Consider the following 12,703-nt stretch of genomic DNA (forward strand, 5'->3'; position numbering starts at 1 on the left):
CGAGACAATGAATGCCCGATAGTGAACGTGACGCCAAAAGCCGCCCGGACCCAGACGCGCTATTGGCGCTTGCCGCACAGGACCGCCGAGGAAAACTGACCGTTTTCCTCGGCGCAGCCCCAGGCGTCGGCAAGACCTATGCGATGCTGAGCCGGGCCCGTCGTCTGAAGGAAGACGGCGTCGATATCGTCATCGGGCTTGTCGAAACCCATGGGCGCAGCGAGACCGCCGCGCTGGTCGAGGGACTAGAAATCTTGCCGCGCCGCGATGTGAACCATCGCGGCCGTGTGCTGTCCGAGTTCGACCTGGATGCGGCCCTTGCCCGACGTCCCAAGATCATCGTCGTTGACGAGCTCGCTCACAGCAACCCGGCTGAAAGCCGGCATCCGAAGCGCTATCAGGACATCGAGGAACTGATCGCCGCCGGCATCGATGTCTGGACAGCGCTCAACATCCAGCACCTGGAAAGTCTTTCCGATGTCGTTGCGCAGATCGCTGGCGTGCCTGTGCGCGAGCGGGTGCCGGATACGGTACTGAAGCGGGCCGACGAGGTGCTGCTCGTCGATCTCCCGCCGGCCGAACTGATCGAGCGGCTGAAGGAGGGCAAGGTATACCTGCCCGACAGCGCCAAGCGTGCTGTCGATCGCTTCTTTCGCCTCGGCAACTTGACGGCACTGCGCGAACTGGCGCTCAGGCGCACGGCCGACCGGGTCGACGACCAGATGGTCGACTACCTCAAGCAGAATGCGATCGAAGGCGTTTGGGCGAGCGGCGAGCGCCTGCTCGTCTGCATCGGGTCCGATGCGCTTTCCGAGAAGGTGGTCCGCACCGCAAGCCGGCTGGCAGAGGGATTGAACGCTCCCTGGATTGTCGTCTTCATTGAGCGCGCCGACCGTGAGAGCGGCGATGGTGAGGATGTGCGCCGGCTCGACGAGACCTTTCGTCTTGCCGAACAGCTTGGCGCCGAGACGCGCCGCATCATCGGCAACGACTTCGTCGAGGAGATCTTGAAGCTTGCGCGTCGCGAACATGCGACGCAGATCGTCATCGGTGCGCGCCGCCAGTCCTTTCCGATGCGCTTTCTGCGTCAATCTCTTCCCGACGCCCTGGCCGAGCGCGTGTCCGGGGTCGGCATCCACCTTGTCACCGATCGCGAGACGGTGCCTGCCAAGCGGCGGTCCACCGCGAAAAAGACGCTGCCGCCCGGCACCGGGCGCGCCGTTGGCATTGCCGCCGGCTCGGTGGGCGTGGCCACGGCGATCGGCCTGCTGATCGAGCGCTTCATCATCCTGCCCAACATCTCGCTTCTCTATCTGCTCGCCGTCTTGGCCTCGGCGACCTATGCCGGCCACATCTCGGCGATCGCGGCGGCTTTGTTTTCGGTTCTGGCCTATAACTTCTTCTTCATCGAGCCGGTCGGCACGTTCACCATTGCCGAGCCGCACGAGGTTTTCGCGCTCTTCATCTTCCTGGTCGCCGCTGCCCTTGCCGGCAGCCTCGCATCGCGGGTGCGCGAACAGGCGAAGACCGCCCGCCGGCGCGCCGCAGCGACCCAGGCGCTCTACGATTTCTCCCGCAAGCTTTCCGGCACCGCCAAGGCCGACGACGTGCTTTGGGCGGCGGTGACGCAGATGCAGACCACACTCAGGCGCAGTTCGGCGCTGCTTTTGCCGGAGGAGGGAGACCTGCAGTTGAAGGCCGCCTGGCCACCGGACACCGAGCTCGACGTCACCGACGTGATGGCGGCGCGCTGGGCAATGGACAAGAAGGAGCCGGCCGGAAATGGCACGGGAACGCTACCGAACAGCCCGTTTCACTTCCGTCCGCTGACGAGCCCACACGGCGTCGTCGGCGTCTGCGGCTTCGTTCAGGCGGACAAGCCGCTTGAAATCAACGAGGAGCGCGCGCTGGCGGCAATCCTCGACCAGACCGCGATCGCTGTCGACCGGGCGCGTCTGTCGCGCGAAAGCCTCGATCACGCAGCGAAACTTGAAGGCGAACGCTTTCGTGCGGCCCTCCTGTCGTCGATCTCCCATGACCTCCGGACGCCGCTTGCCACCATCACCGGCGCCGTCACAAGCCTACGGCAACTCGGCGACCGCATGCCACCGGAGAGCCGCGACGATTTGTTGAAGTCGATCGAGGAGGAGGGAGCGCGCCTGACGCGCTTCGTTGCGAACCTGCTCGACATGACCCGCATCGAGGCGGGCACAGTTAATGCCAAGCGCGATTGGGTCGATGTCGCTGATGCTGTGCGCGCCTCGGTCGATCGTGCCCGCAAATACTTCCCCGAGCGCGAGATCGAAACCAGCATCGCGCCGGATCTGCCCTTGATGCGCGGTGACAGCGTGCTGCTCGGGCAGGTGCTCTTCAACCTGCTCGACAACGCCAACAAATATGGCGGCGACGAGCCGATCAGCATCTATGCCCGCTCGGACGGCAACGAGATCGTGCTGTCGGTGACCGACCTCGGCAGGGGCATTGCGCCGAAGGATCTCGAGCAGGTCTTCGAGAAATTCTTCCGCCGCGGCAAGGCGGATGGCCGTACGCCAGGGACGGGCCTTGGGCTGTCGATCGCCAAGGGCTTCGTCGAGGCCATGGGCGGGCAGATCAAGGCGGAAAGCCCGGCGCTTCGCCGCCGCGGCACGCGCATTTCCATGCGCTTTCCTGCCGCCAAGGCCGAAATCTCCGAAAAGGACCGTGCATGAGCGTGGAGCGTATCCTCGTTGTCGACGACGAACCGCAGATCCAGCGTTTCCTGAAGCCCGCATTGAGCGCTGCCGGCTATGACGTGCTGGAGGCCATGACCGGTGCCGAGGCATTGAAGGCGGCCGCAACGACGGCGCCGGACCTCGTCATCCTCGATCTTGGCCTGCCCGATATGGACGGCAAGGAGGTCATCGCAAACCTGCGTGGCTGGTCCCAGGTGCCGATCATCATCCTGTCAGCCCGCGACCGCGAAAGCGAAAAGATCGCCGCGCTCGACCTTGGCGCCGACGATTACATTGAAAAACCCTTCGGCATCGGCGAGCTGACCGCCCGCATCCGCACGGCACTGCGTCACCGCATTCAGATGGAGGGCGGCCAGACGCAGCTTTCTGCCGATGGCGTATCGATCGACACGATCAAGCGCGTGGTGACGAAGGATGGCGAGCCGGTGCGGCTGACGCCGAAGGAGTATGACCTCTTGGTCATGCTGGCGCACCATGCCGGCCGTGTCGTCACCCACAAGACGCTGCTGACCTCAGTCTGGGGCGTCGCGCATGGCGAGGACCTGCACTATCTCAGGGTCTTCATCGGTCAGTTGCGCGGCAAGATCGAGCGTGACCCGGCCGACCCGAAGATCATCCGCACGGAGCCGGGCGTCGGCTACCGCTTCGTCGGCGACGACGGTTGATGGCGGGCTGCCGTCAAAGAGCGGCAGCCGCTGATCCGTCACTTGATCTTCACGGGCTGCGGCGTGTCGCTTGACAGCGTATCTCCGACGACCACCCTCTTCTTCTTCGTCGGCTGCGGATTTTCGAGGATCGATACCGGCGCCGAGACGGTGACTGCAGCGACATTGCCGACATTTCTCGCCGTGCCGGCAACAACCGCGGCAATGCCGGTTCCGACCGAGATGTCGGAGTCGGTGAGCGTCTGCCCCGTGGCAAGCCGCGTGCCGATGAGCTGAACGATCTGCGGGCTTTCTGCGAACTTGCCGTGATGCAGGCCGTCCTCCGTCTTGACCTTGGTCAGGTCGATGGCGGTGATGCCGGCCTTTTCCAGCTGGGTGCGGTAGGGCTCCGCCGATGGGTCGATCGCGCCAAGGCGAGATACGTCACCGGAAATGAAACTCGAAAGTGCCAGCGCACGATCGTCCTGCGAAACGAAGATCGTGAACTTCGGCCGCTTCTTGCCCATCTCGACGAATTGCTTGGCAAAGACGTCGAGATCGATATCCGGCGAGGCGAGAATGACGTTCTCGATCTTCGACGGCACGTTGCCGTCGCGGATGGCCATCTGCCGGAGCGATTCCATCGTCAGCCAGGTCCCCATCGAATGGGCGAGGATGGTGATGTCCTTCACCTTCGGCGCGTCCGAGAGCTTTTTCAGAATGTCTTCGAGTGCCGTGCGCGAATAGTTCGTGCTTTCCTTGTCGTAATTGTAGTCGAACACATTGGCACGGGACGGCCAGGTAAACAGGACTGGCGTTGCCTGGACCTCCGAGTCGTGGACGATCTGGGCAAGGCGGTAGACGGAATCCTCGTAGCGGTTGTTGAAGCCGTGGACGAAGACGAAGGCGTGGCCGCCGACGTCGTGTTGTAGAAACCAGGACTTGGCTTCATCGAGTGTCTGGAGCTCACGCACACGCGTGACGGCGAATTCCTTGGCGGGATCCGGGGGCAGCTTGCGCGGCCATTGCACGGTGCCAGATTTCCGCACCGTGTCCGGCGGGATCGAGACCGCGACGTCGGTGAGGAAGGTATTGGCGTCTCGCTCGCCGGAAAACAGCGTCGCCGGATCGCCGGACGGTTGGCGCGTGGTTGCGACAAGCATGTCTACGGTCGATGTACCGGGGGTGGGAGCGGTGACCGCGACAGGTGCCATCACGCCCTTGGCATGACCACCGCATCCGGCAAGCAATGCCAAAGCCGCCAGGACGAAGGTTGTGCGTCCTCCTCTTGCACATCCGTGCTGCAGCGAACCCTGAAACCCCACCCGCTCGAACATCGGCATCCCCATATACGCCTGAACTTGGCCGCATCTGATCGCGCTTTCGCGAAACGAAGATGACAACACTCGGCGCTAATATGCAAGCGGCTGGGATTGCGGTTTCGCCGTTGGGTTGTTGATGAGCGCAGGTTCTCCCGTGCTGCGGGCTGCCGCAACACGGGGAGGGTGCCTTTGATGGACGCTTGGCCGCCTATTCCGCCGCAGTTGCCAGCGTCTTCAGAATTGCATGCACTGCCTTGATGCGCTCCGGATTCGGGAAGTTCCGGTTCGCCAACATAACGACACCGATCTTCTTTTCCGGAACGAAGGCGACATAGCCGCCGAAGCCGCTGGTGGATCCGGTCTTGTTGTAAAGCGTCGCGCCATCGGGCCGCTTCGGAGGGTTCAATGCCGTAGCCGGATTGGCTTCCATGGCCATCGTCCCGGAGTTGCCGTCGAGCAGCCGCTCCAGCGAAACCGGGTAGGGATACTGCTCCCAGCCGAGGCTCTGGATCATCTTGCCGGTATCGAAGTAGCCGATATGCGTTCCCTCTAGGGCCTTGCGAACGGGGCCGTCGAACTGCTCCGGCTGGATATTGGCTTCGACGAAGCGGATCATGTCTGCTGCGGAGGATTTCACGCCGTAGGCCTCGGCGTCGAACATGCCCGGGTTGACCCGGATCGGCTTGTCTGCCTTGCCGTAGCCCCAGGCGTAGCTGCCCATCGCGCTTCTGGGCACGGTGACATAGCTGTGCTTGAGGCCGAGCTTCGGAAACAACTCGGTCTCGAGCGCCGTGGCGAAATTGCTGCCCATCGCCAGGCCCGCGGCATGGCCGAAGAGGCCGATGCTCGGGTTGGAGTAGCGACGCTCCTTGCCTGGTTCGGCGCCCGGTTTCCAGTTGCTGAAGTAAGTCAGCATGTCAGCGTTGCTCTTGACCTCGTCGGGGAACTGCAACGGCAGGCCGCCGGCGGTATAGGTGGCGAGATTGAGCAGGGTCGCCTTGTCGATCGCGCTGCCGCTGAGATCTGGTATGTATTTGCCGGGGTGGTCGTCGAAGGACAGCTTGCCGAGCACCTGCGCATAGGATGCGAGCGTGCCGGCAAAGGTCTTGCTGATCGAGCCCAGCTCGAACAGTGTGTTTTCGGTGACGGGCGCCTTCGTTTCCTTGGAGGCGACGCCGTAGTTGACGAAGTAGTGCTGGCCGTCAACGGTGACCGCGATCGCCATGCCCGGCACCTTGTATTCGCCCATGATCGGTCGGATTGCCTTGTCCACGGCTGCGGCAATTCGGGCCTGCTCGCCGTCGGCGGCAAAGACGGTCGCGGTGAGTGAAAAGAGGATTGCAGTAGTAAGCCCTAATTTGATTGTCGTCATTCTATCCATTCGGTCTGCTCTTTCTTGCAAGGCGGGGATGCCCATGGTTTGGCCGGATCGGGCATCTGCCCGAAACAGCAGCGGATAATCGGGTCGGTCCCGCTGAATGTGCGTTTCGTCCGTGCGGTGGATACGCGAGGTGAAAGCAAGAGGCCCGTGCCGGGCAAGCCAGACCTAGCCCGCTCGCCGCCAGGCCACAAACGATGATATCTCGCGGGAGACCCAAATAAATCTAGGGCGAGGGGGTTTTTCGTCCGTCGGCGCACGTCCCTGGCCAAGGCTGTGGGTTATTGCGGCGGGAAAGCTAATACTACGCGGAACATTGTCATTGCCGGCGGCAAAGGGTAGTATTTGCCCGTCAAGTTTGGGGCCCTTGTCTCCGGACTTTGTGTTTTATTGGTGAGCTGCTTCAGAAAAAACAGAAGAGCCTCCCTTATCCTGGGAGCATACTCGGAAGCTTATTTACATCCGACGCCACTCAATGGCGCCTCCGCCCGATCTCTATTCCAAACAGACGGCCATATTGGAGGATAAAATGAGCAAACAGACCGTAACTATCATTCTTGCCGGCGCCCTAGCCTTGTCCGGGTGCCAATCTGCCTACGTGTCGAAGAGCGGCCCGACGGGCAACGAATTCGGCTGCATTGCCGGAACGGTGGGTGGCGCAATCGTCGGCGGCCTGATCGGCTCGACGATTGGCTCTGGTACTGGTCAGCTCTGGGCGGTTGGCGGTGGTGCTACACTTGGCGCTGCAGCCGGCAATGCGCTGACGTGCCGCTACTATTGATCGCGGAAGGTTGAGGGATGAGAAAGCTCGTTCTTTTGAGCGTCCTTGTGTTCTACCCGGCTGGTCTCGCTGTCGCGCAGCAGGCTGCAACGATGAACCAGGGCCAGATGAGTGCGCTCGACAGCAACAAGGACGGCGCGGTCGAACGTTCCGAATACGAGAGCTTCATGACGGCCGCCTTTGCCAACCTGGACAAGAACAAGGACGGAAGTCTCAGCCCCGACGAGACGAAGCAGGCGCTGAACGCTCAGCAGTTTGCAGCCACCGACGCCAACAGCGACGGCAAGGTCACCCAGAAGGAGTTTCTGGACAGGGTGATGGCCGACTTCAAGACTGCGGATCGCAGTGGCGACGGCAACCTGAAGTGACGGCTGAAACGGCAGGTTGGTCTGGGTTTGATGTCCCGTTGTGAATGTAGCGGCCGGCTGAAATGCCGGCCGCCACCTCGCATTCACCGCAGAAGCTTCAGCAATTCCTTGGCGCCAGAGGTCGAGGACGCCGGATTCTGTCCGGTGACGAGACGGCCATCGACGACCGTGAAATCCGCCCAATCGGCCGCCTTTTCGAAGCGACCGCCGAGACGCTTCAATTCGTCTTCGACGAGGAAGGGGACGACATCCGTCAGTTGCACGGCTTCCTCCTCCGAGTTGGTGAAGCCGGTGACGCGCTTTCCCTTGACGATAGGCTCACCCTGATAGGTTACCTTGCGGAGCACCCCCGGCCCATGGCAGACGGCAGCGACCGGCTTGCCGGCATTGTAGAAGCTCTCGATCAGCGCGATCGAGTTCACGTCGTTGGCGAGGTCCCACATTGGTCCGTGACCGCCCGGATAGAACACCGCGTCGAAATCGTCGGCCTTGACGTCGGCAAGCCGGTGGGTGTTGGCGAGGACCCGTTGCGCGGCGGGATCGTCCTTGAAGCGGGCCATCGCTTCGGTCTGGTTGCCCGGATCGTCGCTTTTCGGGTCGATCGGCGGCTGCCCACCCTTGGGCGAGGCCAGGGTAATGTCGACGCCTGCATCCCGGAAAACGTAATAGGGCGCAGCGAATTCCTCGAGCCAGAAACCGGTCGGTTTGCCGGTATTGCCAAGCTGGTCATGTGAGGTCAGAACCATCAGTATCTTCATCTTTCGCTCCCTTTGACGCGGCGGCTCCCGTTGAGCCGCCGATTGGCATGGCACCGGCTACTCGCGGTACTTCGCGGTGTAGTGGCCGAGGTTCCTTTCAACGTCGCCGGGTTGCTGCAGTCCCTGCTCGACCAACGCCTTGACGCGGGATTGCGCCGCTGGGCGCTGGACCGAAGTGATGAACGCATCCCACCCGGGTTGCATTTCCGCCTGCGGTGGCAGGCTGGCTCTGTCAATCAGCTTCTTGGTCTCGACAATGGCATATTGATCGAACGAGGCGATGCGGTTCGCCAGGCCATCGACAAAGGCATCCAGTTCCACGTCCGGTAGTGCTCTGTTCACGTAGGCGTAGCGTTCGGCCAGTTCACCGTTGAAATCATCCGCGCCGATCAGAATTTCGATCGCTCGGCCGCGGCCAACGAGGCGAGGCAGGTAGGCCATCGGCCCGCCGCCCGGGACGAAACCGGCACCGACTTCGAACTGCGATAGTACCGCTTTCTCGCGGCTGGCGAAACGCATGTCGGCCGCAAGCGCCAGTTCGCTGCCGATGCCGCTTGCCCGCCCGCGAATGGAAACGATCGTCACGGCCTTCATACGGCTGAGGCGTGTCATGAAATCGGGCACGGGATGCATGCCAGTCGGCCCGGAGGGCATGCCGGTCGAATCTTCGAGCGGCTTCAGAAGATCGTAGTGCGCCACGAAGTAGCCCGGTACCGAGCTGTCGAAGACGACGACCTTGACGTTCGGATCGGCCTCGATCCGGTCGAGGATCTTGACGAGTTGGCGGACCTCGGTCGGACCCACGATGTTGAGCGGTGGGTTGTTGAAGGTCACGGTCCAATAGGCCGCGCTGTTGCGTGTCAGCCGAATTTTCTCCGATTGGGCGGCCTCGGCGGACTGAGCCTGTGCGGCCTTGCCGGACGATTCCGCGGACTGCGCGGGTGACTGGATGGTCGAAAAGATTGCCGCCGATGCCGCCAGAAGAACGGCCAGTTTTCTGATGCCTTTCATCGCCCTGTCTTCTCTGTGAGCGCCGGTTCGGATTGCTGCACTCGGTTTCGATGGAGCCATCTTCACGCATTCCGTCATTCGGGTGAATGCATGCGCATCGGCGGTCACTGTGCCGAAAATCGGTTGAATGCGATGCCGCTTGACCTCAACTCAGGTTGAGGTCGTAACAAATCGCCCGATAAAGCCAATCGCGTCGTCGGGAGCGGATTTCATGCGCATAAATAGACTGACACTCCCTGCATCGGATGTCTCGAAGAGTGCAGCCTTCTTTCGCGATGTGCTGGAACTGCCGACAGCCGGGAATTCCATCCAAGTGGGATGGAGCGAAATCCGGCTGACCTCCGCCATTGGAGATGCACCACACAGCGTGCACCTGGCTTTCAATGTGCCCTATGATCGGTTTGATGCCGCAATAGAATGGCTGAAGGAACGTACGCCTCTCCAACGGGAACCGGATAGCGGAGAGTGCTTCATTCTTGAGGGGCATTGGCAGTCAAAATCTATCTACTTCGATGGTCCCGATAGCTCGGTGCTGGAATTGATCGGCCGCCGCAGGCTAATCGGCCCGGCTGGAAAGCGGCCGTTCAGCGGCGCTGATTTATCCGGCCTCAGCGAGGTCGGACTTCCGACCGAAGACGTCGGGAGTGTCGTTGCCGAGGCCGCCCGGACGTTCGGGGTCGCAACGCTCGGACCGGCCTCTCCCGGCTTTGCTGCGATCGGTAGTGATGAGGGGTTGCTTATCGCTGTCGCCCCGAGCCGGCCATGGTTCCCGGAAAAGCGCCAACTGCCGAGCGCCAAAGGTTTGGAAATTTGGTTGGGCGGCGTGGATGCGCCTGGAGCTATGTCGGACCTGGCTAATGGTTGGAAGATCCACGCGGCATAACGCCGTTCTGCGTCGCGACCTGCAACGGTCGCCTTGCCGCAATCGAAAGCGCCGAAACGCGGACTCGGGAACCACCGCACCAGTCTGCTGAATGGAGTTCGATTTGATTTCCGGAGAAGAATGGTGCCGCTTACGTGACTCGAACACGTGACCCCATCATTACGAATGATGTGCTCTACCGACTGAGCTAAAGCGGCCCGGAGGCGGTTCCGCGGAAGACCGCGGAACGAATGTGAGGCGCTGATAAACGCAAAGCGCCAAGATTTCAAGCCATCAGTTTCGAGAACTTGAAAATTCCTTGTTGGTGGCCGCGACGGGCATGGCGTTCAGGCCAAGGCGGGTACGTGCCGCATCGTATTCGCGCTCGAGCCGGTCGACGAGACGGGCGACGGAGGTCACTTCCTTGACCGCGCCGATGCCCTGGCCGCAGCCCCAGATGTCCTTCCAGGCCTTGGCGCTGTCGGTTGCGGCGCCAAAGTCCATCTTCGACGGATCTGCTTCCGGCAGATTGTCCGGATCCATGCCGGCAGAAGCGATCGAGGGCTTCAGGTAGTTGCCGTGAATGCCGGTGAAATAATTGGAATAGACAATGTCGGCGGCGTTGCTGTCGACGATCATCTGCTTGTAGGCGTCGGTGGCGCGCGCCTCTTCCGTCGCGATGAACGGCGAGCCGATATAGGCCATGTCGGCACCCATCGCCTGGGCGGCCAGGATGGCGCCGCCGGTGGCGATCGCGCCGGAAAGAAGCAGCGGGCCGTCGAACCAGGAGCGGATTTCCTGGATGAGCGCAAACGGCGAAAGCGTGCCGGCATGACCGCCGGCGCCGGCAGCAACGGCGATCAGGCCATCGGCGCCCTTGCGGATCGCCGAATTGGCGTGGCGGTTGTTGATGATGTCATGCAGCACGATGCCACCGTAGGAATGGATCGCGGCATTGACCTCGGGCACGGCGCCGAGCGAGGAAATGACCACCGGAACCTTGTATTTGATGCAAAGCATCAGGTCCTGTTCGAGACGCGCGTTGGACTTGTGCACGATCTGGTTGACGGCGAAGGGCGCGGCGCGCCGGCCCGGGTTCTTGGCGTCGTGATCGGCGAGCGTCTCGGTGATCTCTGCAAGCCATTCGTCGAGCTGCGAATGCGGACGAGCGTTGAGCGCTGGGAAGGCGCCGATCACACCGGCCTTGCACTGTGCAATCGTCAACTGCGGATTGGAGATGATGAACAGGGGCGCGCCGACGACCGGCAGTCTCGTCGTTCCGGAAAGAATTGGCGGAAGCGGCATCGGTTTCTCCATCCCTCGATTGGCGCATTGAACTTTGACGTTAGCGTAAACGTCAAAACAGATAGCAGCAAGTTCATCGCTTGCAAAGAGGTGGTTTTCGCGCCGGCGACGCCGGCTTATCCTGCATTGTGCCTGCGAAGTTGTCGCGTTTTCCCCGGGCTTGGCCGGTCGACTGGGCCGCCGGACTTGCGGATTCCGAAAGCAGCGGTTACGCAATTGTTAACAAAACCAACGGCGTGCCTCCAGATTTAACCGTTAGGCCCTTGGAGAAAGATCGAGGGGTACCGATCAGCTGGAGCGCGCCGGCGGGCCCAAAGCCCTGCCTACACAGAGGACTTGATGTGAGCGGACTTGAGACTGCGATCAGAAATGCGCTCGAGCGCTCCGACCGCGCCAGCGCGGAAACGCGCGCGCGCATCTACCAGTCGGCCCGCCAGGCGCTGGAAGCCGGGCTGCAGAAACAGGGAATTGAGGACGTCAACGTCATCGCCCAGCAGCGCCATCGGCTGGAGGCGGTGATCCATGCGATCGAAACGGAGGAGCGTGCCGCCCTCAGGGCTCGGCAACCGGCGCCTCCCGTTGCCACACCTCCCGTCGTCAGTGTCGATGATAACGTCCGCGCACGTGGCCCGGAGCAGGCGCGTATCGAGCCGCAATCCCGGCCTCAGGCCCAAGCGCAGTCGCCGGCGGCGGACCGCCGCGAGCCTGGCTTTGCCGCCGATGCGTCCCGTCCCGCCGCGAATGACGGCAGTCTCGGCGGCCTTCGGGCCGACCGTGATGGTCCGGTCGTCTCGACGCGTGCGGCAGCGGATACTGCTGCAAAGAGCGCGGAAGCCGCCGCCGCGCCCGAGGTTCGTGGAGATACCGATCGAAAGCGCCGCCGCAAGCGCAGCCGCTTCCTGTCCTTCACCATGGTGGTCGTCACCCTTGCCGCAGCCGCAGGTGCTGCCGCCTGGTGGGTGCAGACCAATGATCTTCTGAAATCCGCGGCCGAACGCGACACCAACGTCGCCAACCCGCCGGCATCGGTGGCATCGGAAGATTTCGACGGCGCTGCCGGTCTGCAAACGCTCGGCGCCCAGCAGGGCTTCACCGGTGACTGGGTGGAAGTCTTTGCGCCTGAAAACACTGCCGCGGTCGTGGCGGGCTCACGCGCCAAGGCCGAGCCGGTGGATGACGACGGTGGCAAGCGCATCCAGTTGACTTCCTCGGTTGCCGAAACGGAAGGCGACATCACCATCGAGATCCCGGCAACGGTCCTGGCGCAGCTGTCCGGCAAAACCTCGACCATGGCGCTGACGGTGCAGGCCCAGCCGGGCAAGACGACCGAATTTGCCGTCGAGTGCAATTTCTCTTCGCTCGGCGAATGCGGCCGTCATCGCTTCACGGTGCATGACGAGCGGCTCGACATGCTGTTCAAGATCACCTTCGATCGCAGCCTTGCGCCGAACTCCGCCGGCCGGATCGTGATCAACAGCGATATCAGCGGTGAGGGCAAGGGGCTCACCCTCTACGCTATACGCGTCCTTCCGGGCCAATAAG

The 12,703-nt window shown here is 62.3% G+C and carries 11 protein-coding genes and 1 tRNA gene; 6 read left to right on the plus strand and 6 right to left on the minus strand.

Going from position 1 to position 12,703, the window contains the following annotated elements:
* Window positions 1-11 precede the first annotated feature (11 nt).
* Window positions 12-2,708: a DUF4118 domain-containing protein gene (locus tag BLU35_RS00270; protein ID WP_093231840.1), complete on the plus strand. Its 2,697-nt coding sequence runs from the start codon at window positions 12-14 to the stop codon at window positions 2,706-2,708.
* Window positions 2,705-3,397 carry a response regulator gene (locus BLU35_RS00275; RefSeq protein ID WP_057248087.1) on the plus strand — a complete coding sequence of 231 codons (693 nt, stop codon included), beginning with the start codon at window positions 2,705-2,707 and terminating at the stop codon, window positions 3,395-3,397. The genes BLU35_RS00270 and BLU35_RS00275 overlap by 4 nt, the downstream gene beginning before the upstream one ends.
* Window positions 3,398-3,435: 38 nt before the next feature.
* On the opposite strand, the gene BLU35_RS00280 is transcribed toward BLU35_RS00275, so the two are convergent.
* Complete coding sequence (locus BLU35_RS00280) at window positions 3,436-4,713, minus strand: alpha/beta hydrolase (RefSeq protein WP_093232292.1); 1,278 nt, start codon at window positions 4,711-4,713, stop codon at window positions 3,436-3,438.
* A 193-nt stretch (window positions 4,714-4,906) separates the two neighbouring features.
* Window positions 4,907-6,070, minus strand: a complete 1,164-nt coding sequence (ampC, locus tag BLU35_RS00285) for a class C beta-lactamase (protein ID WP_210185113.1) — start codon at window positions 6,068-6,070, stop codon at window positions 4,907-4,909.
* Between the two features lie 535 nt (window positions 6,071-6,605).
* On the opposite strand from ampC, the gene BLU35_RS00290 reads away from it, so the two are divergent.
* Both BLU35_RS00290 and BLU35_RS00295 read left to right on the plus strand, forming a co-directional pair.
* The gene (locus BLU35_RS00290) at window positions 6,606-6,857 is read left to right on the plus strand and encodes a YMGG-like glycine zipper-containing protein (RefSeq protein ID WP_057248089.1); all 252 of its coding nucleotides are present in this window, start codon (window positions 6,606-6,608) and stop codon (window positions 6,855-6,857) included.
* 17 nt (window positions 6,858-6,874) lie between these two features.
* Window positions 6,875-7,225, plus strand: coding sequence for an EF-hand domain-containing protein (locus tag BLU35_RS00295; protein WP_058323613.1), 351 nt, complete (start codon window positions 6,875-6,877; stop codon window positions 7,223-7,225).
* A gap of 83 nt (window positions 7,226-7,308) precedes the next feature.
* On the opposite strand, the gene BLU35_RS00300 is transcribed toward BLU35_RS00295, so the two are convergent.
* Together BLU35_RS00300 and BLU35_RS00305 are read right to left on the minus strand one after the other, a co-directional pair.
* Window positions 7,309-7,983, minus strand: coding sequence for a type 1 glutamine amidotransferase domain-containing protein (locus BLU35_RS00300; RefSeq protein WP_057248091.1), 675 nt, complete (start codon window positions 7,981-7,983; stop codon window positions 7,309-7,311).
* Window positions 7,984-8,040: 57 nt separating this feature from the next.
* A complete protein-coding gene (locus tag BLU35_RS00305; RefSeq protein ID WP_093231842.1) occupies window positions 8,041-8,994 on the minus strand; it encodes an enoyl-CoA hydratase/isomerase family protein in 954 nt (317 codons plus the stop codon).
* Between the two features lie 211 nt (window positions 8,995-9,205).
* Here BLU35_RS00305 and BLU35_RS00310 point away from each other — a divergent pair, with 211 nt between their 5' ends.
* Window positions 9,206-9,877, plus strand: a complete 672-nt coding sequence (locus tag BLU35_RS00310) for a VOC family protein (RefSeq protein WP_093232294.1) — start codon at window positions 9,206-9,208, stop codon at window positions 9,875-9,877.
* A 121-nt stretch (window positions 9,878-9,998) separates the two neighbouring features.
* Here the strand turns inward: BLU35_RS00310 and BLU35_RS00315 are convergent.
* Both BLU35_RS00315 and BLU35_RS00320 read right to left on the minus strand, forming a co-directional pair.
* Window positions 9,999-10,074 (minus strand) — tRNA-Thr (locus BLU35_RS00315).
* 76 nt (window positions 10,075-10,150) lie between these two features.
* On the minus strand, window positions 10,151-11,161 hold the full coding sequence (locus BLU35_RS00320; RefSeq protein ID WP_093231843.1) for an NAD(P)H-dependent flavin oxidoreductase: 1,011 nt from the start codon (window positions 11,159-11,161) through the stop codon (window positions 10,151-10,153).
* A gap of 341 nt (window positions 11,162-11,502) precedes the next feature.
* Here BLU35_RS00320 and BLU35_RS00325 point away from each other — a divergent pair, with 341 nt between their 5' ends.
* Window positions 11,503-12,702 carry a biotin transporter BioY gene (locus tag BLU35_RS00325; RefSeq protein WP_093231844.1) on the plus strand — a complete coding sequence of 400 codons (1,200 nt, stop codon included), beginning with the start codon at window positions 11,503-11,505 and terminating at the stop codon, window positions 12,700-12,702.
* Window position 12,703 lies beyond the last annotated feature (1 nt).

This window comes from Sinorhizobium sp. NFACC03 (genome assembly GCF_900103435.1).
GTDB lineage: Bacteria > Pseudomonadota > Alphaproteobacteria > Rhizobiales > Rhizobiaceae > Ensifer.